The sequence below is a fragment of the Kitasatospora sp. NPDC034035 genome, assembly GCF_055575755.1.
The window spans coordinates 249,598-271,952 of the sequence record NZ_JBVISA010000002.1; the positions used below are offsets into that span (position 1 = coordinate 249,598).

20 protein-coding genes and 1 pseudogene are annotated in these 22,355 nt (G+C 73.0%); 8 read left to right on the forward strand and 13 right to left on the reverse strand.

Going from position 1 to position 22,355, the window contains the following annotated elements; translation table 11 throughout:
• Positions 1-2,347 (reverse strand): S53 family peptidase (locus ACZ52J_RS03885; protein WP_465615580.1); only part of this gene is annotated, 2,347 nt, incomplete at its 3' end.
• A gap of 27 nt (positions 2,348-2,374) precedes the next feature.
• Here ACZ52J_RS03885 and ACZ52J_RS03890 point away from each other — a divergent pair.
• Positions 2,375-2,680: pseudogene (locus ACZ52J_RS03890) on the forward strand (hypothetical protein); the annotation flags it as partial.
• A 47-nt stretch (positions 2,681-2,727) separates the two neighbouring features.
• Here ACZ52J_RS03890 and ACZ52J_RS03895 read toward each other — a convergent pair.
• From ACZ52J_RS03895 to ACZ52J_RS03905, 3 genes are all read right to left on the reverse strand, one after another.
• A complete protein-coding gene (locus tag ACZ52J_RS03895; protein WP_465615582.1) occupies positions 2,728-3,426 on the reverse strand; it encodes a hypothetical protein in 699 nt (232 codons plus the stop codon).
• A 94-nt stretch (positions 3,427-3,520) separates the two neighbouring features.
• The gene (locus tag ACZ52J_RS03900) at positions 3,521-4,399 is read right to left on the reverse strand and encodes a hypothetical protein (protein ID WP_465615584.1); all 879 of its coding nucleotides are present in this window, start codon (positions 4,397-4,399) and stop codon (positions 3,521-3,523) included.
• Complete coding sequence (locus ACZ52J_RS03905; RefSeq protein WP_465615586.1) at positions 4,396-4,941, reverse strand: RNA polymerase sigma factor; 546 nt, start codon at positions 4,939-4,941, stop codon at positions 4,396-4,398. The genes ACZ52J_RS03900 and ACZ52J_RS03905 overlap by 4 nt, the downstream gene beginning before the upstream one ends.
• 87 nt (positions 4,942-5,028) lie before the next feature.
• Here ACZ52J_RS03905 and ACZ52J_RS03910 point away from each other — a divergent pair, with 87 nt between their 5' ends.
• From ACZ52J_RS03910 to ACZ52J_RS03940, 7 genes are all read left to right on the forward strand, one after another.
• Complete coding sequence (locus ACZ52J_RS03910; RefSeq protein ID WP_465615588.1) at positions 5,029-5,940, forward strand: serine/threonine-protein kinase; 912 nt, start codon at positions 5,029-5,031, stop codon at positions 5,938-5,940.
• A 124-nt stretch (positions 5,941-6,064) separates the two neighbouring features.
• The gene (locus ACZ52J_RS03915) at positions 6,065-6,952 is read left to right on the forward strand and encodes an LLM class flavin-dependent oxidoreductase (protein WP_360497984.1); all 888 of its coding nucleotides are present in this window, start codon (positions 6,065-6,067) and stop codon (positions 6,950-6,952) included.
• A 161-nt stretch (positions 6,953-7,113) separates the two neighbouring features.
• The gene (locus tag ACZ52J_RS03920; RefSeq protein ID WP_465615590.1) at positions 7,114-7,719 is read left to right on the forward strand and encodes a hypothetical protein; all 606 of its coding nucleotides are present in this window, start codon (positions 7,114-7,116) and stop codon (positions 7,717-7,719) included.
• Between the two features lie 166 nt (positions 7,720-7,885).
• Positions 7,886-8,941 carry an ABC transporter ATP-binding protein gene (locus ACZ52J_RS03925; RefSeq protein ID WP_465615592.1) on the forward strand — a complete coding sequence of 352 codons (1,056 nt, stop codon included), beginning with the start codon at positions 7,886-7,888 and terminating at the stop codon, positions 8,939-8,941.
• Positions 8,925-9,824 (forward strand): ABC transporter permease, encoded by a 900-nt coding sequence (locus ACZ52J_RS03930; RefSeq protein ID WP_465615594.1) that lies wholly within the window; start codon positions 8,925-8,927, stop codon positions 9,822-9,824. The genes ACZ52J_RS03925 and ACZ52J_RS03930 overlap by 17 nt, the downstream gene beginning before the upstream one ends.
• A 9-nt stretch (positions 9,825-9,833) precedes the next feature.
• Positions 9,834-10,751, forward strand: a complete 918-nt coding sequence (locus ACZ52J_RS03935) for an ABC transporter ATP-binding protein (protein WP_360497976.1) — start codon at positions 9,834-9,836, stop codon at positions 10,749-10,751.
• 94 nt (positions 10,752-10,845) lie between these two features.
• A complete protein-coding gene (locus tag ACZ52J_RS03940; RefSeq protein WP_465615596.1) occupies positions 10,846-11,562 on the forward strand; it encodes an ABC transporter permease in 717 nt (238 codons plus the stop codon).
• 166 nt (positions 11,563-11,728) lie between these two features.
• Here the strand turns inward: ACZ52J_RS03940 and ACZ52J_RS03945 are convergent, their stop codons facing one another.
• The 9 genes from ACZ52J_RS03945 to ACZ52J_RS03985 all read right to left on the reverse strand — a co-directional run bounded on the left by ACZ52J_RS03945 (position 11,729) and on the right by ACZ52J_RS03985 (position 22,302).
• Positions 11,729-12,967, reverse strand: a complete 1,239-nt coding sequence (locus tag ACZ52J_RS03945) for a CynX/NimT family MFS transporter (RefSeq protein WP_465615598.1) — start codon at positions 12,965-12,967, stop codon at positions 11,729-11,731.
• A 66-nt stretch (positions 12,968-13,033) separates the two neighbouring features.
• Positions 13,034-13,765, reverse strand: a complete 732-nt coding sequence (locus ACZ52J_RS03950) for a FadR/GntR family transcriptional regulator (RefSeq protein WP_360497970.1) — start codon at positions 13,763-13,765, stop codon at positions 13,034-13,036.
• A gap of 198 nt (positions 13,766-13,963) precedes the next feature.
• Positions 13,964-14,821, reverse strand: a complete 858-nt coding sequence (locus ACZ52J_RS03955) for an HAD family hydrolase (RefSeq protein ID WP_465615601.1) — start codon at positions 14,819-14,821, stop codon at positions 13,964-13,966.
• A gap of 77 nt (positions 14,822-14,898) precedes the next feature.
• A complete protein-coding gene (serS, locus tag ACZ52J_RS03960; RefSeq protein ID WP_360497966.1) occupies positions 14,899-16,173 on the reverse strand; it encodes a serine--tRNA ligase in 1,275 nt (424 codons plus the stop codon).
• 517 nt (positions 16,174-16,690) lie between these two features.
• Positions 16,691-17,626 carry a prephenate dehydratase gene (gene pheA, locus ACZ52J_RS03965; protein ID WP_360497964.1) on the reverse strand — a complete coding sequence of 312 codons (936 nt, stop codon included), beginning with the start codon at positions 17,624-17,626 and terminating at the stop codon, positions 16,691-16,693.
• A gap of 153 nt (positions 17,627-17,779) precedes the next feature.
• On the reverse strand, positions 17,780-19,108 hold the full coding sequence (gene efeB, locus ACZ52J_RS03970) for an iron uptake transporter deferrochelatase/peroxidase subunit (RefSeq protein WP_465615604.1): 1,329 nt from the start codon (positions 19,106-19,108) through the stop codon (positions 17,780-17,782).
• A 5-nt stretch (positions 19,109-19,113) separates the two neighbouring features.
• Positions 19,114-21,120: a copper resistance CopC/CopD family protein gene (locus ACZ52J_RS03975; protein ID WP_465615606.1), complete on the reverse strand. Its 2,007-nt coding sequence runs from the start codon at positions 21,118-21,120 to the stop codon at positions 19,114-19,116.
• 13 nt (positions 21,121-21,133) lie between these two features.
• Positions 21,134-21,628, reverse strand: coding sequence for a copper chaperone PCu(A)C (locus ACZ52J_RS03980; RefSeq protein ID WP_360497958.1), 495 nt, complete (start codon positions 21,626-21,628; stop codon positions 21,134-21,136).
• Entirely contained in the window at positions 21,625-22,302 is a 678-nt protein-coding gene (locus ACZ52J_RS03985) for an SCO family protein (RefSeq protein ID WP_465615608.1), read from the reverse strand. Before ACZ52J_RS03985 ends, ACZ52J_RS03980 begins: the two co-directional genes overlap by 4 nt.
• Positions 22,303-22,355 lie beyond the last annotated feature (53 nt).

Sequence of the window (22,355 nt, forward strand, 5' to 3'; positions counted from 1 at the left end):
GGATCACGCCGTCGTGCCAGCCGTCGGAGGCGCTGTAGATCTCGTGCAGCTCGCCGCCCTTGATGGCCTCGATGACGCGGTCGCCCGAGGGGCTGTAGCTGAAGCTCATCGTGGTGATGCCGGACAGGCCCGGGATCACGCCGTCGTGCCAGCCGTCGGAGGCGCTGTAGATCTCGTGCAGCTCGCCGCCCTTGATGGCCTCGATGACGCGGTCGCCCGAGGGGCTGAAGCCGAAGCTCATCGCGGTGATGCCGGACAGGCCCGGGATCACACCGTCGTGCCAGCCGGTGGCGTCGGTGTAGATCTCGTGCAGCTCACCGTTCTCGATGGCCTCGATCACCCGGTTGCCGTTGGCGTTGTAGGTGAAGCTCAGCGCGGAGAGGCCGGTGACGCCGGGGACGGCGCCGTCGTGCCAGCCGGTCACGTCGGTGTAGACCTCGTGCAGCTGGCCGTTCTCCACGACCTCGATCGTCCGGTCGTAGCCGGCGTTCGGGTTGCAGACCAGCTTCATCACCTTGTCGGCGTCAGGGGTGCCCAGGCCGGTGGCCATGTCGTAGCCCTGCCCGGCCCAGTACAGGCCGCCCTGGATGCCGATGTCGTTGTTGCCGGAGGTGACGTCCCGCAGCGCGTTGATGCCGTTCTTCGCGGCCCAGTAGAACGCCGGGGCGATGAAGCCCACCCGGCCGCTGCAGCCCGGGTTGTTCTGGTGCGCCGTGATGGCGGCCCAGAGCGGAGCGGAGCCGCTGGTGCCGCCGATGATCATCCAGGAGCCGGCGCCGGTGGCGACCACGTAGCCGGTCGACGGGTCGGCGTTGGCGGCCACGTCGGGGACCTGGCGGCAGGTCGTGCCGGCCGCGCCCTGGCACCGGTTGGTGTAGCCCGGGCCGTAGTAGCCGGCCTGGTAGGAGGTGCTGAGGGCCCAGCGGGAGACGCCGCCGCCGCTCGCGCCGCCGTTGTGGTTCCACACCGACTCGGAGACGGCGCCGCCGTTGCTGCTCAGGGTGGTGCCGCCGACACCGGTGACGAGCGGCTGGCTCGCCGGGTCGGAGGTGCTCAGCAGGTTGGTGACGGAAGCCGGCGCGCCGGCGTTCGCCAGGTAGTTGCAGCCGCTGGAGCCGTCGTCACCCGAGGCCGCCACCACGGTCTGGCCCTGCAGCGCGGCCTGGAGGAAGATGTCGCGCTCGGCCGACAGGTCGCTGCCCGACATCACCTGGTCGCAGACGCCCCAGCTGGTGGTGACCACCTGGGCGTGGTTGTCCGAGACGATCTGGCGGTAGGTGTTCTGGATGTCCACCTGGGTGGCGCGCGAGGCGTCCGGACCCTGGTAGACCAGCACGTTCGCGCGGGGCGCGAGACCGATGACGGTGTCGATGTCCAGCGCGGTCTCGACGCCGACGCCGTTGTTGGTCGGCGGGGCCTGGTAACCCGAGTTGACCTTGACCCGCTGCACCGAGGCGTTGGTGCCGTAGCAGGACTGGAAGGTGCTCAGACCGGCGTCCGAGTAGTCCTCCAGCGCGAAGACGGCGACGGTCGTGCCGAAGCCGCCGTCGGTCATGCCGTTCAGGCCGTAGGCCGAGGCGAGCGCGGACGGGCTGAAGTAGTCCTTGCCGTCCGTCTTGCCCGGGAACTGCGAGGCCGCGCCGGTGCACATCGCCGGGTAGCCGCCGGTCGCGGCGGGCGTCGCGGCCGGGTGCGCGAGCCCCGCGCCGCCCTGGCCGGTGGCCCCGATCACGTGGCTGCTGTGCGCCTGGGCCAGCGTGTTCAGGCCGACGACGCCGGTGATCGCCCCGGCCACGTCGGAACGCACGGCGGGGGCGGCGGTGTTGAGGAAGCCGGTCCGGCCGTCGGGCGTCGTGTAGCCGGCCAGGTCCACGTCGAAGGACTTCTTGGCCTCGGCGACGGTGGTGGCGACCGGGATGGTCAGGCCGTCGGCCGCGAGCGCGCCGGGCTTCAGGCCCTGGGCCTTGAGGGCCTGGCTGACCTTGGCGACGGTGGCCGGGTCGGCGCCGAAGCGCTGCGCGAACTCACCGGTCTGCAGGAAGTGGTGGTACTGCGGCGATGCCTGGTCGCTCACCGCCGCGGCGAGCGCGTTGGCGCCGGCCTCGTTGCGGGACTTCAGGTGCACGCTGAGCTGCACCGGCGTGTCGTCCGCAGGTGCGGCGGTCTTGGTGGCGTTCCCCGGGGCGGTCGGCACGGTGCCGACGCGCTGCGTCGTCGGAGCGTCGGCGTGGGCGGCCGGCAGGCCCGCGTAGGTGACCAGGGCCGCGGTGGCTATGGCCAGGACGGCCGTGCGGGACAGTGGTCTCGCGGTCCACACCGGCCGGGCGTGTGGCGTCGGATGGGACATCCGCGCTCCCCCCATTTTGATGATTCGATGGACTCTCGAACGAAGGTCCGACCGGAGTTCTATCAGGCCGTGCGGACACCTCCGCAACCGAATACCCCCCTCGCCGCGCGCGGAGGCCCCCGGCTCGCCTCCCGTGGGGTCGTCGGCATGCGACTGAGCACGGTGGTCCTCCCCGACCACCGGTGGAGCGAGGGGCAGAAGATCCGGCGTCGGGCCGAAGAACTCGGCTTCCACGCTGCGTACACCTACGACCACATGTCCTGACGGACCTTCCGGGACGCGCCCTGGTGCGGCTCGGTCCCGACCCTGACCGCCGCCGCCACGGCGACCGAGTTCGGGGCCCGCTCCGCCCGGCGGCGCGGGCGGAGCGGCCCTGCCGTTCAGGAGGAGAGGCGGTTCAGTGCTGCGGTGGCGATGCCTTCGACGTGGGCCGGGGCGTCGGTGGGCCGGCCGGTGAGCTCGACGACGGCGACCTTGGTGCCGCTGCGCAGGACCGCGACCCCGCCGCTGACGGTGCCGTCGCCGTTGTAGGCCGGGTACCAGTGGGCGGTGCCGCCGGTGACGGTCAGGGTGTGGGCCGCGCCGTAGTGCCAGTGGCCGGCGGGCTCGTCCTGGCAGTCCTGAACGAGCGCGACGAGCTGCTTCTCCCAGGTGGCGGCCGCGGTCTCGGTGGGGGCGCTCGCGGCCGACTCGAACAGCCGGCCATCGGTGTCGAAGGTCCAGGTCACGGACGCGTACGCGGTGGCCTTGTCCTTGGTCAGGTCGCGCATCGTCTCCTCGCCGGAGCACGCGGACAGCGCCTGGCGTCCGGTCAGCGCAACGGTCGCGCCAACCGGGTTCAGGCCCTGCTGGAAGTCCTCGCTCTGGACGAGGTCGGCGGAGCCGAGTCCGGGCGCGGCGACCGCAGCCGGGTGGGCGGCGACCGCGGTGCGGTGCGGTGCGTTGTGCGCGGCCCCGTCGGCGGCGGCCGACTGGGTGCCGACGACGCTGGCCGTGATCAGTGCGGCGGCGAAGCAGGCCGCGGCGGCGATCCGGTTGCGGCGAACGGACTTCTGCTGGACGGTCTGGTTCTCGGTCATCTGGTCCCCCTGCTGGTCGGGACGCCTGCTGCGTCCTCGTACAACCGGGGAGATGCCGCCGGGGGAGGGAAAGTTGGAGCCCTGACCGGCTGTTTCACAGCTGTGACAGAGCGGTCCTGACGACGCGATCCATCGCGGCCGTGCCCAGGCAGGCATCGACCTCCAGCACCCCGTAGTGGTTGCCGCTGCGCAGCACGGCGATGCCGCCGCAGGGCTCCTTGCCCTCGGGCGCTCTGCCAGTGGTGTTGAGCGATCCCTGGTAGGTGCCCATCCAGCTCGCGGTGACGTCCGGGGCGAGTTGCACCGTCGTGGTCCTTCCGTAGATCCAGTGCCCTGGCTGTTCCTCCTGGCAGGGCACCTCCTCCAGCAGCAGGCGCTCGGTGAAGTTCTGCGCCCGGGAAGGGCTCGGGGCATCGGCGGCGACCTCGCGGGCGACCTGGTCGACGCCGGCGGCGGCCAGCGTGGGGTCGTCCGGGTTGGTGCGGGGGCTGGTCATCAGCCCGCGGAAGTGGGCGCCGGGCCCGCCCAGGGTCTGAGTGAGGGTCTTCTCGCCGGAGCAGGCCGCGTTGGCGTAAGACCCGTCGCCGTACCGGTCGGTGACGTGGATCTGCCCGATGCCGAGGTCCGGGCCGAACGCCGCGGGTCCCAGAAGGTTCGCGGTCGTCACCGGCCCGGTCGCACCGGTCGCACCGGTCGCACCGGTCGGCGAGGCGGAGCCGGAGCCGGAGCCGGAGGCCGAGGACTCGGGCGTCGGGACGGACCCGCCGGGCGTCGCGAGAGCGGACGCGCCCTGGGATGCCCCGCCGACCGCGGCACCCGACCGTGCTGCCGGGTGCGCGGTGGCGCCGGGGGGCGGTGGCAGGACGAATCGGCCGGCCGCCAGCCCGAGCGCGGCGGCTGCCGCCAGGGCGGCGACGGCGGACCGGAGCCGGACGACGGCGTGGCCGCCGCCCGCCGCGGGACCGCCGTTCACAGACCCGGGACCAGGCGCTCGCGCATGAAGCGGCGGGCCTGGTGGATACGGTCCTTGACCGTGCCCAACGGGGCGTCCAGCGCCTCGGCCACCTGGACGTAGGTCAGGTCGCCCAGGTCGCGCAGCACCAAGGCCTCCACCAGGGCGGGGTGTTGCTGCTCCAGCGCGGCCAGCGCCTCCATCAGGTCGAGCCGGGTCCCGGCGATGACGCTGGTGGTGCGCGGGTCGACGGACTCGGGGAGGTCGGCGTGGCTGTCCTCGGCGCGCCGGCGCATCGAGCGGTAGGTGGACCGGGCGGCGTTCGAGGCGATCACCGTCACCCAGCCCAGGAAGGAGCCGCGGCCGCCGTACTCGCCCAGGTGCGTGCTGATGGACAGCAGCGCGTCCTGCGCGGCCTCCTCCGCGTCGGCGTGGTGGGGCAGGAAGCGCGAGCAGCGGCGCAGCAGCACCGGCCGCAGCTTGGCCAGCAGGTGCTCCATCGACCCCGGGTCCCCTGCCTGAGCAGCCGCCACGAGCCGTTCCAGCTCGCCGTCCTCGAACATCCGGATCCCCCCGTTTCGTCCCGCCTGGCATGCCACCCGACGAACGGGAGTTCCGCGCTCCCCCCGACTCCGGCAGAATGCTGCCACATGCGCAAGCTCGGCCGTTACCTCCTCCTGGACCGGCTCGGAGCCGGCTCCTTCGCGACGGTCTGGAAGGCCTACGATCCGGAGCTCGACACCGAGGTCGCGGTGAAGGTGCTGGCCGAGAACTGGGCCGCCAACGCCGATGTGCGCGAGCGGTTCCTGGCGGAGGCGAGGCTGCTGCGCCGGATCGCCAGCCCGCGGGTGGTCCGGGTGCACGACGTCGGGGTGCAGGAGGACCGGCCCTACTTCGTCATGGACTACGTACGCGGCGGCACCCTGGCGGACCGGGTCGGGCAGTGCGACCCGCAGGAGGCGCTGCGGCTGGCCGCGGAGGCGAGCTACGCGGTCCAGGTCCTGCACGAGGCGGGCGTGGTGCACCGCGACGTCAAGCCGTCCAACCTGCTGCTCGCCGCCGGCCCTGCGCCCGCCGCGGTGCTGGTGGCGGATCTGGGCAGCGCCAAGCAACTGGCCGACGCATCCGGGCTTACGGTGACCACGGGCACGCCCGCGTACATGGCACCGGAACAGGCCTTCCAGACCGGCGGGTTCGACGGGAGGGCCGACGTGTACGCGTTGGCCGTCGTGGCCTACGAGCTGCTGACCGGGCAGAAGCCGTTCGGCCCGGGCGGACGCGCCACAGCCCTGATGACCGACCGGCAGTCCGCCTCGACGCTGCCGGCGCTCCCAGCCGGAGCGGAGCTCCCACCGAACGTCGCCGTGCTGCTACGGGCCGCGACGTCCGTCGAGCCGGCGGACCGACCGCCGACCGCCCAGGCCTTCGCAGACGCGCTGCTGGCGCCGGTCCCGCAGTCCCAGCCCCTGGAAGGCCCCGGGTGGCTGACCCCGCGCGCGGTCTGGCTGGCGTCGGGCACGGTGTTCACGGCGACGACCCTGCTGAGCTGGCTGCAGCGTTGAATCCGCGTCGCCCTGACTGTTGCGAATCCCGCAGGCCAGGGCTCCGTACCGGCTTCATCACGGGGCAAAGAGGTCGTCCGGTCAGAGGGCGTCGGCCGCTGACGGCTGCCGTAGGGTCGTTGCCATGCGACTGAGCACGGTGATCCTCCCCATCCACCGGTGGAGCGAGGGGCAGAAGATCTGGCGTCGGGCCGAGGACCTCGGCTTCCATGCCGCGTACACCTACGACCATCTGTCCTGGCGGTCCTTCCGCGACGAGCCGTGGTTCGGGTCGGTCCCGACCCTGACGGCAGCGGCCACCGCCACCGAGCGGCTGCGGCTCGGGACCCTCGTCACCTCGCCGAACTTCCGGCACCCGGTGACGCTGGCGAAGGAACTGGTCACGCTGGACGACGTGTCCGGCGGACGGCTCACCCTGGGGATCGGGGCCGGCGGCACGGGATTCGACGCGACGGCGATGGGCCAGGAGGCGTGGTCGCCGAAGGAGCGGGCGGCCCGGTTCGGCGAGTTCCTGCCGCTGCTGGACGAGTTGCTGCGCGAGGACGCCACCACCCGCGAGGGCACCTACTACTCGGCGGTCGAGGCGCGGAACATCCCCGGCTGCGTGCAGACGCCGCGGGTGCCGTTCTACGTCGCCGCGACCGGCCCGCGCGGCCTGAAGCTGGCCGCCGAGTACGGGCAGGGCTGGGTCACGTACGGCGACCCGAAGGGCCCGGCGGACGTGCCGGTCGAGCAGGCGCCCGGGGTGATCGCGCAGCAGATCGGGAAGCTCACGGCGGCCTGCGAGGAGACCGGCCGGGACGTGGCCACGCTGGAGAAGGTGCTGCTCCAGGGCTCGACGGCGGAGAAGCCGCTGGCGTCCGTGGACGCCTTCGTCGACTGGGCGGGCACCTACCGGGAGTTGGGCATCACCGAGCTGGTGGTCCACTGGCCGGTCCCCGACTCGATCTTCGAGAACGACCTCGCCGTCTTCGAGCGGATCGCCACCGAGGGTCTGGCGCAGCTGGGTTGACCCCTCCCGCCGGAGCGCCCGACGCCCCGGGCGCTCCGGCGGGACGGACGGGGCCCTTCGGCGGGCCGGGTGGGGCGCTTCGGCGGGCGGGACGGGGAGGGAGGGCCCCGGAGGGCGTCGGGGCGAGGCGCTAGTCTGTCCGCCGCACCTTCAATCTGATCATGCGTTACAACGGGGGTTCCTTCTTCATGTCTGCATCCAGGAGACTGCTCGCCACCGCTCTGGTCGCCACCGCCGCGTTCGGCCTGGCCGCCTGCGGACCGGACAACTCGTCGGACCAGGGCGCGGGAAGCGGGTCGAACACCGCGTCCGCCGCCCCGACCGCCGCGGCTCCCGCCTCGCCCACCGCCGCCCCGGCCGGCACCGGGAAGCCCGCGCCGTCCGGCACCCCGGGCAGTGAGGAGGGCTTCTGCACCCACGACCCGCTGCCGGCCGGCCAGAAGTGGATCTACCCGGTGAAGGGCACCACCGCGACCAACCTGGTCTACAAGGAGACCAAGGACGTCTGCGGCGTCGACGACGTCGGCTTCGACCCGGTGGGCGCCGACAAGACCGCCGCGTTCGCGCCCGCCGCCAAGGGCCACCTCCGGTCGGTGATCGCCGCGCCGAAGGACGTCAACGTGGCCGACCTGGTCAAGCACATCACCGAGTGCCTCGCGACCCCGCACAACGAGAAGGGCTCGTACCCCTGCTCGGCCGGCGACTACAAGCTGGCGCTCGACGCCTCCGGCAAGGTCACCGAGCTGTGGGAGCGCCCGCACTCCTGATCCGGCACTCCTGATCCGGCGGTCCTGACCCCGCACGCCTGACCCCGCCCGCCTGACCTGCACCCCTGACGGCGGGCTGCTGACCCCGGGCCGATCCCCCCTACCCCTAGGGGAGATCGGCCCCCGCGTCATACCGCAGCAGCAGACGGGCTCGTCATTCCAGCTCATGACCCCTGCCGCGCAGGGCCATTACGTTGAAGGCGTGTCCACAGCTGTCATCAAGACGGACGGCCTCACCAAGAGGTTCCCCCGGGTCACCGCCCTCGACCAGCTCACCGTCGAGGTGCAGCCGGGGGTGGTCGGGCTGGTCGGGTCCAACGGGGCGGGCAAGTCCACACTGATCAAGATCCTGCTCGGGCTCGCCCCGGCGACCTCCGGCCGCGGCGAGGTCCTCGGCCTGGACATCGCCACCCGGGGCTCCGAGATCCGCGAGCGGGTCGGCTACATGCCCGAGAACGACTGCCTGCCACCGGACGTCTCCGCCACCGAGTTCGTCGTGCACATGGCCCGGATGGCGGGCCTGCCCGCCACCGCCGCCCGTGAGCGCACCGCGGACACCCTGCGGCACGTCGGCCTCCACGAGGAGCGGTACCGGCCGATGGGCGGGTACTCGACCGGCATGAAGCAGCGGGTCAAGCTCGCCCAGGCCCTGGTCCACGACCCCAAGCTGGTGCTGCTGGACGAGCCGACCAACGGCCTCGACCCGGCCGGCCGGGACGAGATGCTGGCGCTGATCCGCCGCGTGCACACCGACTTCGGCATCTCGGTGCTGGTCACCACCCACCTGCTCGGCGAGCTGGAACGCACCTGCGACCACCTGGTCGTCATCGACGGCGGCAAGCTGCTGCGCTCCTCCTCCACCGCCTCCTTCACCGAGGCGACGGCGGTCCTCGCGGTCGAGGTCACCGACCACCCGCAGGACCACGCCCTCGAACCCGGCACGGCGCTCCGCGAACGCCTCGCCGCCGCCGGCATCGACGTCCAACCGGAGGGCTCGCACCTGGTGCTGGTCCGGCTGGCCGACGAGTCGACGTACGACACCATCCGCGACACCGTCGCCGACCTGGGCCTCGGCCTGGTCCGGCTGGAACAGCGCCGGCACCGGGTCGCCGAACTCTTCACCTCCCCGGCCGACGGCACCCGGGCCACCGACTCCCGGGCCGACGGCACCCGGGCCACCGAGCAGAGCAAGGGAGGGACGGACGATGTCGCTGCCTCCTGAGACCAGGCCCGCCGACACCGGCGTCATCCACGACATCGGCTACCGCGGCTACACCGGCCCCCGGCTCGGCCGCGGCTACGCCACCCGTTCGCTCTTCACCCAGAGCCTGCGCGCCGCGTACGGCCTCGGCCGCTCCGGCAAGTCCAAGGTGCTGCCGATGCTGGTGCTGGGCGTGGTCACGGTGCCCGCCGTGATCATCGTGGCGCTCGCGATCACCTTGAAGCGCGACCAACTGCCGGTCGAGTACGCGGGCTACCTCGCCAGCCTCAACCTGGTGGTCTCGGTCTTCCTCGCCTCCCAGGCGCCGGTGCTGCTCTCCCGGGACCTGCGGTACCAGACCGTCCCGCTCTACTTCTCCCGCCCGATCACCCGCACCGACTACGTCCGGGCCAAGTTCGCGGCCATGGTCTGCGCCCAACTGCTGCTGATGGCAGCCCCGTTGCTGGTTCTGTACCTGGGCGCGCTGCTCGGCGGGATGGACTTCTCGTACAACACCGGGCACTTCCTCTACGGCCTGGCCGCGGCGGTGCTGTACGCCCTGGTGCCGACCTCGGTGGCACTGGTGATCGCGGCCGCCACCCCGCGCCGGGGCTTCGGGGTCGCCGCCATCATGGGCTACCTGGCGATCAGCGCCGCGGTGGCCGGGATCGCGGTCGGCATCAGCAACCCGGGCACGACCGGCTCCGACGCCGCGCAGTGGACGTCGCTGATCTCGCCCACCAACCTGGTGGAGTCGCTGGTCAACGAGGTGTTCGACCTCGGCACCGGCCTCGACCGCCGGTACGCCCCGGGCGGGCTCGGCACGGCGGTGTTCGCACTCGTGGCCGCGGCCCTGGTGGTCGGCTCCTACCGGCTGCTGCTGAGCCGCTACAAGAAGGTTTGAGAGGGCGGCATGGCCACCATCAGCATCGACAAGGTCTCCCGCTGGTTCGGGAACGTGGTCGCGGTCAACGACATCACCATGGTCATCGGCCCCGGCATCACCGGCCTGCTCGGGCCCAACGGCGCGGGCAAGTCCACCCTCATCCACATGATGAGCGGCTTCCTCGCGCCCTCCAGCGGCGCGGTCACCCTGGACGGCGTGCCGATCTGGCGCAACCAGCAGGTGTACCGGCAGATCGGCCTGGTTCCCGAGCGGGAGTCGATGTACGACTACCTGACCGGCTGGGAGTTCGTCCTCGCCAACGCCGAACTGCACGGCCTGCCCCAGCCGGGCGCCGCCGCCCGCCGGGCCCTGGACCTGGTGGAGATGGCGTACGCCAAGGACCGTCGCACCGGGACGTACTCCAAGGGCATGAAGCAGCGGGTCAAGATGGCCTCCGCGCTGGTCCACGACCCGGCCGTGCTGCTGCTCGACGAGCCCTTCAACGGCATGGACCCGCGCCAGCGGCTCCAGCTGATGGAACTGCTGCGCCGCTTCGGCGCGGACGGCCGCACCGTGCTGTTCTCCTCGCACATCCTGGAGGAGGTCGAACAACTGGCCCGGCACATCGAGGTCGTGGTGGCCGGACGGCACGCGGCCTCCGGCGACTTCCGCAAGATCCGCCGACTGATGACCGACCGCCCCCACCGCTACCTGGTCCGCTCCAGCGACGACCGCCGGCTCGCCGCCGCGCTGATCGCCGACGGCTCCACCACCGGCATCGAGGTGGACGAGCGGGAGCGGGCCCTGCGGATCGAGGCGGTCAACTTCCAGGGCTTCACCACCCTGCTGCCCAGGGTCGCCCGGGAGGCCGGCATCCGGCTGTACACCGTCTCCCCGGCCGACGAGTCGCTGGAGAGCGTCTTCTCGTACCTGGTCTCCGCGTGAGCGCCGCCGTGACCCCGGGGACCGCCGCCCTGACCGCCCTGACCGCCCTGACCGCCGTTGTGACCGCCGTTGCCCAGGAAGGGGCCGACCGACCATGAACCCCACCGTCGCCAGGCTCACCCTGCGCGGGCTGCTGGGCCGCCGCCGCGGCCTCCTGCTGCTGGCGGTCCCCGCGCTGCTGCTGCTCATCTCCGCCATCGCGAGCGGGTCGAGCGCCGACGCACACGGCCTGACCGTCAAGATCCTCGGCCAGCTCGGCCTCGGCACCCTGGTCCCGATCCTCGGCCTGGTGGTCGGCACCGGGGCCATCGCCACCGAGATCGACGACGGCTCGATCGTCTACCTGCTCGCCAAGCCGCTGCCCCGCTGGCGGATCATCACCACCAAGCTGGCCGTCGCGACCGGCGTCACCTGGCTGTTCTCGGTCGTCCCGACCCTGCTGTCCGGGCTGCTGCTGTACGGCACCCGGGACGGCATGGTGCTCGGCTACACCGTGGCGGTCCTGGTCGCCGGCGCCGCGTACAGCGCCCTGTTCCTGCTGCTCGGCGTGGTCACCCGGCACGCGGTGGTCGCCGGACTGGCCTACGCCCTGATCTGGGAGTCGGTGGTCGGCAACTACGTCGAGGGCGCCCGGACGCTGAGCGTCCAGCAGTGGGGCCGGGCGGTGGCCGAGGCGGTCGCCGGGGACACCGCGATCGGCGCCGACGTCTCCCTCGGGGCGGCCGTCCCGCTGCTGCTGGTGGTCACCGTCGGGGCGACGGTGCTGGCCTCGGTGAAGCTGGCCGGACTGACCCTGGCCGGCGAGGAGTGAGCCGCGAGCCGTAGAGCCGCGAGCCGTAGGGCCGCGAGCCGTAGGGCCGCGAGCCGTAGAGCCACGAGCCGTAGGGCGGCACGCGGCCCGGCCGTGAACCGTACGGCAGAAGCCGAACGGCGCCCCGGTCCACCGTCGGGTGGTCCGGAGCGCCGTGCGGAGAGCCTCAGAGCGTACGGTTGCGGCCCGCGCCCCAGCCGGCCGCGCCGACCACCGCGACCAGCACCAGCATCAGCACCAGGGTGGTCTCCCAGCCGCCGGTGAGCTGGTGCAGCGCGCCCGCGCCGACCGGGCCGATTGCCGCGACCAGGTAGCCGATCGCCTGCGACATCCCGCCCAGCTGGGCGGCACCGGCCGCGTTGCCGGTGCGCAGCACGATGAACGCCAGGCCCAGGCCCAGCGAACCGCCCTGGGCCACGCCGAGGACCGTCGCCGACAGCCACGCCGCGGAGACCGGCGCGACCAGCAGCATCGCGATGCCCAGCCCGTTCAGCGCGGCCATGGTCACCGCCAGGGCGCGCTGGTTGGTCATCCGGCCGGCCATCAGCGGCACCAGGAAGGCACCGGCCACCTGCACCAGGTTGGAGAAGGCGAAGACCAGGCCGGCCTGGCCGCGGTCCATGCCGTGGTCGGCCAGGATGGTCGGCATCCAGGCCACCAGGGTGTAGACCAGCAGCGACGAGATGCCCATGAACAGGCTGATCTGCCAGGCCAGCGGGGACTTCCAGATGCCCTCGATCGCCTTGCCCGGCACCGCCGCCGCGTCCACCGCGCCCCGCTCCTGACGGCTGCGCAGCACCTGCGGCAGCCACGCCACCGCCGCGACCAGCGCGAGCAGCGACCACGCGCCGAGCGAGGCCCGCCAGCCGCCGCCGAGCACGTGCTCCAGCGGGACGGAGGTGCCGGCGGCGAGGGTCGCGCCGACCAGCATGGTGGTCGAGTAGACGCCGGTCATGGTCGCCGCGCGGTCCGGGAACTCCCGCTTGACCAGGCCCGGCATCGACACGTTCAGCACCGCGATGGCCACGCCGATCACCACGCAGCCCGCGTACAGCGCCGCCACCGAGGGCAGCACCCGCAGCAGCACGCCCGCGCCCAGCACCAGCACCGCGCCCAGCACCACCCGCTCGGCGCCGAACCGGCGGGTGAGCCGGGGGGTGAGCGGGGCGCCGACGCCCTGGAACAGCACCGGCACGGTGGTGATCAGGCCGCTCGCGGTCGCGGAGAGTCCGAAGGTCCGCTGGATCTCGTTGACCATCGGGGAGATCGCGGCCAGGCAGGCCCGCATGTTCAGCGCGACCAGCAGGATGCCGGTCAGCAGCAGGAGCGGATGGGCCAGCCGGGCGCGGACGGGGAGCGGGGCAGGGGTGGTGGCAACCGGCTGCTGGGCACGGGTGACGGCCATGGGTGTGCTGTTCTCTCTCGGATGTGCGTGGATGCGGGCGGGAAGGGGGAGGAGGCTCGCGCCGTCCTACTTCCGGGCCGCGATGGCCGCGAGCAGCTGCTCGACGGCCGCGGTCGGGCCGGCGAGCAGCGCACGACACGCCGCCTCGGCCCGGTCCGGGTCACCGCTCTCGATCGCGTCGACCAGCGCCTCGTGGGTCGCCACGACCGCCTCGGGCATGTCGTGGTCGCCGAAGGCGGAGGTCATCGCCTCGCGTACGGAGGCGCCGAAGTAGCGGTACACCTCGGCCAGCGCGGGGTTGTGCGCGGCCTCGACGACGGCGGTGTGGAACTCCAGGTCGTGCTCGACGGTGGCCTCGCGGCTCGCCCGCTCGGGGTGCGCCGCGAACACCTCGGCCTCACGGGCCAGCGCGGCCCGCATCCGCCGGATGTCCTCGGGGGTGTGCCGCAGCGCGGCCAGCCGGGCGCCCTCGGCCTCCAGCGCCGCGCGGACCTCCAGGACGTCCCGGATGCCCGAACGCTGGACGCCGCGCAGGACGGCCGCCGGGTCGCTGGTCGAGCGGACGAACGTCCCCTCGCCCTGCCGGGAGACCAGCATCCCGGCGTGCACCAGCACCCGGATCGCCTCCCGCACGGTGTTCCGCCCGACCTGCAGCCGTTCGGCCAGCTCGTGCTCGGTGGGAATCCGCGACCCCACCGGCCAGACCCCGCCGGCCAGTTGCTCGCGCAGCTGGTCGATCGCGGTGTCCACCAGGGATCGCCGTCCGGCTGCCTGCAGGCCACTGCCGTCGCCGCTCATTCCGGACCTCCCTTCGCCACCGCAACACGCGCCTTCACCAGTCGTGGGTCATCCTACAACTGCTTGCCCGGTCATCCTACAACTAGTGGGGAACAGTGCGTGAACGCCCGACCGGCGACACGCCGCACCCTCTCCGGCGCCCGGTCAGCGGGCGGGGTCAGCGGGCCGGCTCGGCGGGCGCGGGGTCGGCGGGCGGGGTCAGCGGGCCGGGTAGAGGCGCTCCAGGACGGCCGCGACGCCGTCCTCGTCGTTGCTGGTGGTGACGGCGTCGGCGACGGCGAGGAGCTCTTCGTGGGCGTTGGCCATGGCCACGCCGTAGGCGGCCCAGCCGAACATCGGGACGTCGTTGGGCATGTCGCCGAAGGCGATGGTGTCGGCGGCGCGCAGGCCCAGGCGGCGGGCGGCGACGGCCAGGCCGGTGGCCTTGGACAGGCCCAGCGGGAGCAGTTCGACCACGCCGGGGCCGGCCATCACGACGCCGACCAGGTCGCCGGCGGCGCGGCGGGCGGCTTCGGCGAGGGCGTCGTCGGTGAGCGCGTGGTGCTGGATGTAGAGCTTGCTGACCGGGGAGGCGAGCAGTCCGTCGCGGTTGACCCGGACGACGGGCAGGTCGGAGCCGATCAGCAGTTCGTAGCCGGGGCCGGCCAGCACCTGGCCGTCGAGGCCGTCCTGGTTGGCGGCGACGGCGAGCGGGCCGGTCTCGGCCTCGATCTTCTCGATGGCGAGCGCGGCGAGCCGGCGGTCCAGGGTGAGCGAGGTGAGCAGCTTGTGCGCGCCGGCGTCGTAGACCTGGGCGCCCTGGCCGCAGACGGCTATCCCGGTGTAGCCGATCTCGTCGAAGACCGGACGGGCCCAGACGGCCGAGCGGCCGGTGACGACGATGTGCAGCGCGCCCGCGCCGGTGGCCGTGGCCAGGGCGGCGCGGGTGCGCTCGGAGACGGTTTCCTCGCTGGTCAGCAGGGTGCCGTCGAGGTCGGTGGCGACCAGCCGGTAGGGCAGGCCGCCACCGTCCCGGGTGCCTGCCGGGGAGACGGGGCTGGGGCTGGTGGTGCTCATGGGCCGGTCGTCTCCCGGGAGTTGCGGGTGGAGCGGGTGGAGCGGATGCTGCGCGGTGGTGCGGGTGATGCGAGTGGTTACTTGACCGGCTCGAGGACGGTCCGCCCGCCGAGGAACGGCCGCAGCGCCTCGGGCACGACGACGGATCCGTCGGCCTGCTGGTGGTTCTCGAGGATCGCCACGATGGTGCGCGGGATCGCGACCAGGGTGCCGTTCAGGGTGGCGAGCGGGCGGGTCTTGCCCTCTTCGCGCATCCGGATCGACAGGCGGCGGGCCTGGTACTCGGTGGTGTTGGAGGTCGAGGTGACCTCGCGGTACTTGCCCTGGGTGGGGATCCAGGCCTCGATGTCGAACTTGCGCGCGGCCGAGGCTCCGAGGTCGCCGGAGGCGACGTCGATGACCCGGTACGGCAGCTCCAGCGCGTTGAGGAAGTCCTTCTCCCACTGGAGCAGGCGGCGGTGCTCGTTCTCCGCGTCCTCCGGCGTGGTGTAGACGAACATCTCCACCTTCTCGAACTGGTGGACGCGGATGATGCCGCGGGTGTCCTTGCCGTAGGTGCCGGCCTCGCGGCGGAAGCAGGACGAGTAGCCGGCGTAGCGCAGCGGCAGCTTCTCGGCGTCGAGGATCTCGTCCATGTGGTACGCCGCGAGCGGGACCTCGCTGGTGCCGACCAGGTACCGGTCGTCCTCGGCGAGGTGGTACACGTTCTCGGCGGCCTGGCCGAGGAAGCCGGTGCCGTCCATGGCGGCCGGGCGGACCAGGGTCGGGGTGATCATCGGGGTGAAGCCGGCCGCGGTGGCCTGGGCGATCGCCATGTTGACCAGGGCGAGCTCCAGCAGCGCGCCGACGCCGGTCAGGTAGTAGGAGCGGGCGCCGGCGACCTTGGCGCCGCGCTCGGTGTCGATCGCGCCCAGGATCTGGCCGAGTTCGACGTGGTCGCGCGGCTCGAAGCCCTCGGCGGCGAAGTCGCGCGGGGTGCCGATCTCCTCGAGGGTGACGAAGTCCTCCTCGCCGCCGACCGGAGCGGCCGGGTCGATGAGGTTCGCCAGCGAGCGGAGCAGGCGGTCGGCCTCCTCCTTGGCGGCACTCTGCTCGGCGTCCGCGGCCTTGACCGCGGCGGCCAGGTCCTTGGTGCGCTGCAGCAGGGCGGTTTTCTCGTCGCCCTTGGCCTGGGCGACCTGCTTGCCGAGCACTCGCTGCTCGCTGCGCAGTTCGTCGAAGCGGCTGCCCGAGGACCGGCGCCGTTCGTCGGCGGAGAGGAGGGCGTCGACCAGGTCGACGTCCTCGCCACGGACGCGCTGCGAGGCGCGCACTCGGTCAGGGTCCTCACGGAGCAGGCGAAGGTCAATCACAGGCCCAAGCGTACCGGGCGGGCGTTCCTCCACCGGTACCGGTTTTTCCCTGGGGATAACCGGCCCGATCCTGTGGATAACTTCTGTGGGGAACTCGCCGTAGGCGGGTTATCCACAGGGCTGGGGCCGGGGCTGTGGATCGAAGAGGAAGATCACCCTCCGCGCGGTCGAACCAGGGAATTGATGTTTCAAACCTCATTCGACCTTCTCGAGTGAGGGAATTGAAGCACTCAGACGGGTGATTTGCTGGCAACCAGGTGACTCTGGTCCGATTAGTCATCTCTGTGGCGCAAACCGATGATCCGACCAGTTCTGGGCAATGGCTATACCGGTTTGTCGACTCATCCCCAGGCCTGTGGATAACTTCCGGCTGTGGACAGCGGAGAGGCCTGTGGACAGTGGCCCCCGGTGCCGGACCGCCCTGTGGATGACGGGGACGGTCGCCCGCCCCGCCTGATCGGCCCGATCCAAAACGGTCGGAAAAGGTCAGAAAGACAACAGGTGTCGCTCAGATGTCTCAGATGTCCCCGCGCCCGTCGAGCGCACGGGAGAGCCAGTCCGCTGCCGAGGTGAAATCCTCGTCCGAGGTCCCCGGCCGCCGGTGGGTGGAGACCTGCCGGTCGGCGCGCGGATAGGAGCCGAGGTACCGCACCTGCGGGCAGATCCGCTTGAGCCCCATGATCGCCTCGCCCACCCGGCGCTCGGACAGGTGGCCCTCGCAGTCGATCAGGAAGCAGTAGTTGCCCAGGCCCTCGCCGGTCGGCCGGGACTCGATCCGCATCAGGTTGACCCCGCGCACCGCGAACTCCTGCAGCAGCTCCAGCAGCGCGCCCGGGTGGTCGTCCGGCAGCCAGACCACCATCGAGGTCTTGTCCGCGCCGGTCGGCGAGGAGACCCGGCCCGGGCGGCCCACCAGGACGAACCGGGTGGCCGCGCTCTTGGCGTCCGCGATGTCCTTGACCAGCGGGTCCAGCCCGTAGATCGGCGCCGCGAACTCGCCCGCGAACGCCCCGTCGTAGCGGCCCTCGGAGACCAGCCGGGCGCCGTCCGCGTTGGAGGCGGCCGACTCCCAGGTCGCCTCCGGCAGGTTGGCCGCCAGCCAGCGGCGCACCTGCGGCTGGGCCACCGGGTGGCTGGTCACCGTCTTGACCCCGGACAGCTCGGTGCCCGGCCGTACCAGCAGCGCGAAGGAGATCGGCAACAGCACCTCGCGGTAGATCATCAGCGGTGCGCCGGAAGCCAGTTCGTCGTTGGTCGCGGTGACCGCGCCCTCCACCGAGTTCTCGATCGGCACGAACGCCCCCGCGGCCTCCCCGACGCGCACCGCGTCCAGCGCCAGCGCTACCGAGGACAGCGGCACCAGCTCCCGCGTCCCCGCCTCGGGCAGGGTGTGCAGCGCCGCCTCGGTGAAGGTGCCGGCCGGGCCGAGGTAGGTGTAGCGGGTGGCCGACATGACGCCTCCGTGGGACTCGGTGCTGCAGGGTGGTGCCGAAACAGTCACCCTAACGATTCCGCGGTCCCGGCAGGAAAGCGTTCCAATGGCCGGGACCGCCTGTGCTAAGGGCCTCGGGCGCCTGGGCCGGGTGCCCCGGGCAGCGGCCTGCGGCTACCCCTCTTCCAGCAGCTGCTGACCGAGGTAGCCCCCGTCCGGCGCGGCCGGCGGCACCGCGTACAGGCCGCTCGCCTCGTGCCGTAGGAAGCGGGAGAGGCCGTCGCCCCGGGAGAGCTTGCGCTGCACCGGGGTGAAGCCCTGGCGCGGGTCGGCCTGGAAGGCGAGGAAGAGCAGCCCGGCGTCCGGCGAGCCGTCCGGCAGCAGCCCGTCGTGGTACGAGAAGCCGCGCCGCAGCATGGCCGCCCCGCCGTTGGCCGCCGGGGCGGCGACCCGGATGTGCGCGTCGGCGGGGATCGACAGGGCGCCGTCCGGGCCCTGCGCGGACAGGTCGACCGGGGTGTGCTCGTCGGCTCCGGCGGGCGAGCCGAGCGGGGCGCCGTCCGCCTTGCGCCGGCCGATCACCCGCTCCTGCCGGTCCACCGGGAGCGCCTCCCAGTGGTCCAGCAGCATCCGGATCCGCCGGAACACCAGGTACGAGCCGCCGGCCGACCAGCCCTGCCGGTCGCCGTCGGCGGTGCAGAACACCTTGGCGGCGAAGCCGTCCTCGCCCGGCTTCGGGTTGTTGGTGCCGTCGACCTGGCCCATCAGGTTGCGGCCGGTCACCGGCCGTGCGGCGGCCCCGGGGGTCCGGGCGAAGCCGGCCGACTGCCAGCGCAGCGCCGCCGTACCGGCCGCCAGTCGCTGCAGTACCCGCAGGGCGTGCACCGCCACCAGTGCGTCGTCGGCGCCGATCTGGACGAACAGGTCGCCGTCGCCGCGGGCCGGGTCGAGCGCGTCGCCGGGGAAGGCGGGCAGCGGTTCGAGCCCGGGCGGTCGGCGGTCGGCGAGCCCGGCCTTGTCGAAGAGCGCCGCGCCGAAGCCGACGGTGAGGGTGAGCGAGCAGGGCCCGGCGTCCAGGGCGATCTGGTTGTCGAACTCCTCGGCCGGCTCCCCGGCGGTCAGCCGCTCGGCCGCCTTCGTCCAGCGCTGCAGCAGGGCGCGCAGCCCGTCCCGGCCCGCCCCCTCGGCCAGGTCGAAGGCGGCCAGCTGGACCCGGGCCTGCTGCGGTTCGAGGATCCCGGCCTGGTGCTCGCCGCGGAACGGCACCCGGGCCGCGCCGAGCGCGCCGCCCGCGGGTGCCGCACCCGCGGGGTGGTCGGTGCCCTCCAGGGCGACCGCCCCGGCGACGCCCGTGCCCGCGCCGACCAGCAGCCCGGCGCCGGCGGTGCCGAGCAGCGCCCGCCGGGTGAAACCCGTACGGCCCGCCGGGTCCTGCCCTGCCGAGGCTTGCTCCGCCGGGTCCTGCCCTGCCGAGGCCTGCTCCGTCGTCGTCACGTCGTCCATCGCCGTCAGCCGATCTTGAACTGCTGGGTCGGCGTGGTCTGGTCGATGTCGGAGGAGCGGATCTGCACCGACACCACCCAGGTGCCCGCCAGCGGCAGTTGCGCGGTACCGCTCCAGCGGCCGGTGCCTTCCGGGGTGAGCGCGACCGGCAGTGGGCCGAGGTCGCGGTCCGGCAGGGTGAAGGCGAGCTGCACCTCGGGGACGTCCACCGGCTGCCCGTCCGCGCCGTCCAGCGCGAGCTTCACCTCGTTCGGGCCGGTCCGGGCCGGGTTGAGGGTGACGGTCGCGGTGCCCTTGGCGTTCGGAGTCCGGCCCTTGGTGTCGTACGGGAGCTTGAGCTCGACGGTGCGGCCCGGCTCGGTCTGCGGCGCGGCCACGGCCCCGCCGGCGGCCGGCGCGGCGGTTCCGGCCGTGATCTCGCTCGCGACCCGTCCGGGCGGCGAGTTGGTGAGCATGGTGGTGACCACCAGCACCGCGACCGCGACCAGGGCCTCGACCAGCACCGAGCGGCGCAGTCCGGCCCGGGTCGGGGTCAGTCCGCGTTCGCGTCCGGCGTTCTGGCGGGCGGCCTGCTGGCGGGCCAGCTGGGCCCGGCGGACCGGGTCCTCGCCGTGCGCCGTGGCGCCGACCGGCTCCGGCACCTCGGCCTGTTCGACCTCGGCCGCCTCGGCCGGGGCCGACCGCAGCCGGGCCAGCCAGGAACGGGACATCCAGGCGACGCCGATCATCACGACCACGCAGCCGCTCTTCACCAGCAGCAGCCGCCCGTACGCGGTGCCGGTCAGCGCGCCCCAGCTGCCGAGTCCCCGCCAGGACTGGTAGATCCCGGTCGCGGCGAGGACGGCCACCGAGCCGAAGGCGATCCTGGAGAAGCGGTCGACCACCTCGGCGCCCACGCCCTCGCGCAGCGCGACCAGCAGCGCGGCCAGCCCGCCCAGCCAGAGCGCCATCGCGATCAGGTGCAGGATGCCGAGCGGCAGCGCCAGCCAGACCTGGATGCCCACCGAGGCGTGGTCGGCGCCGACCCAGGTGGCCGAGAGGGCGACCGCCAGCAGCAGCCCGGCCACGCCGAGGCCGAGCCGGGTCTCCCGCTGCGGCCGTTCGGCGGCCCGCTGCTCCAGCTCGCGCAGTTCGGCGGCCTCGGCGTCCTCGCCCTCGTCGCCGCCGCTGTCCTCGGCGGGCTTCGCGGGGAGCGGCCGTGGCGGCTGCCCCAGCTGGCCGACCAGCAGCGACAGGAACACCCCGCCCGCCGCGAGCAGCAGCAGCCGGGCGGCCAGCGCGGTGCCGATCCGCTCGTCGAGCGTGGCGCGTACCAGCGACAGGTCGAAGGCCTGCCCGACGCCCGAGCCGCGCTCGTACGGGCCGCGCAGCATCAGCACCGCGACGGTGGAGACCAGCAGTGTCGTCCAGCCGGTCATCAGCAGCCGCTGCACCGGGCGCCGGGCGGTGCCGGCCGGCCAGCAGATCAGCACGAAGGCGGCGACGCCGGCCAGGAGCGCGAACGCGGCGTACGCGACCGTGCGCCCGGTGCCGTAGAGGGCGGCGACCACGTCGTCGGCCTTGGCGCCCTGCAGCGCGGTGGCCGACACCGAGGTGTCCGAGGGGGCGCCGATGGAGAAGGTGAACGCCCCGCCGACCGGGTGCGAGTCCTCCGAGACCGCCCGCCAGGCCACCGTGTACGTGCCGTTGGCGAGCCCGCCCTTCAGCCCGACCCGGGCGGTGTTGCCCTTGCCGTCGGCGTGCGCGGGGTTGCCGGTGTCCACGGCCTTGCCGGCCGGGTCGAGCACCCGGACGGAGTCGGAGGAGAGCGACACGGACTCGCTGAAGGTCAGGGTGACCTCCGGCGGGGCGGTGGCGACCACCGAGTTCTGCCGGGGGTCGGTGGAATCCAGGGTGGCGTGCGCGGAGGCCGGTCCGGCGCCCGCGAGCATCAGCGCGAGCAACGCGCCGAGCACTCCGAGCACCCCGGCGATCCGGCGGTGCGAGGCCTTCTCCAGGCCGGCCGACTGCATGGTGGCGGTCCCCTTAACTCTGGCCGGGGCGGTAGGTGAGCTCCTTGACCGGCACCTTGACCGAGATGGTGCCGGACTTGGCGAAGGTGAGGTCGAGTTCGACCTCGTCGCCCAGGGTGGGGGCCTTCTGCCAGCCCATGATCATGAGGTGGGTGCCGCCGCGGGCGAACTGCAGCGCGCCGTGGGCGGGCACGTCCAGGGTGTCGACCTGTTCCATGCTCGACGGGGTCGAGCGGTGCATGGTGACCGACTCGGCGCCCGGGCTGGTCACCTTGACCAGCTGGTCCTGCCCGCCGTCGTTGCGGACGGTCAGGTAGCCGGCCGCCATGCCGCCGGCCGGCGGCAGCGGGATGTAGGAGTCGGCGACGCTGAGCCTGGCCGGCCCGCCGCCGGCCCCGTCCTGGCCGTCCGTCCCGCAGGCGGCCAGGATGGCGCCGCCGCCGAGGGCGGTCGCGACGACGGCGCCCAGCAGGGCGGTCCGGCGGAAGCGGCGGGTCCCCGTCGTCACGCCGCGACCCCCTTGGCGAGCAACGGCAGGTCGTGCTCGTAGGTCTTCTCCTCGGTGCCGCTCATGTAGAGCACGTGCGCCTTGTCGTCCGAGGGGAGGAAGGCCAGCACCTGCGCGCCGTGGGTGGAGGTGACCGTGCCGTCCGCGTTGACCACCGGGTCCTCGATCATGATGCCGAGCGACTTGGCGGCGGTCTTCACCTTGGCCAGGTCGCCGGTGAGGCCTATGAAGTCGCTGCCCATCGAGTCCAGCCAGGTGCGCAGCACCTTGGGGGTGTCGCGCTGCGGGTCGGTGGAGACGAAGACGACGTTGACCTTCTGCCGGTCCTCCGGGGAGAGCGCCTTCATCGCGACGCCGATGTCGCCCATGGTGGTCGGGCAGACGTCCGGGCAGCTGGTGTAGCCGAAGAACAGCAGGGTGGCCTTGCCGTTGGTCTGCTGCCGCAGGTCGTACGGCCGGCCGGAGGTGTCGGTCAGCTGGAGGTCCGGCTTCTCGAAGTTCTTCGCCAGCTTGGTGCCCTGGTACGGGGTGTCCTCCTTCTGCTGGGTGACCTTCGCGGCGGTGGAGTCACCGCCGGAGGAGCCGCAGGCGGACAGCGTCAGGGCGGCGGCCAGCGCGAGGGCGGCCGCGCCGGCCAGGCGGGTGGTGCGGGCGGTACGGGCGGTGCGGGGCATGCGTGCGTGATCCGATCGTGCGCGGTGGACCGCCGACGGGGCCGGACCCGGGG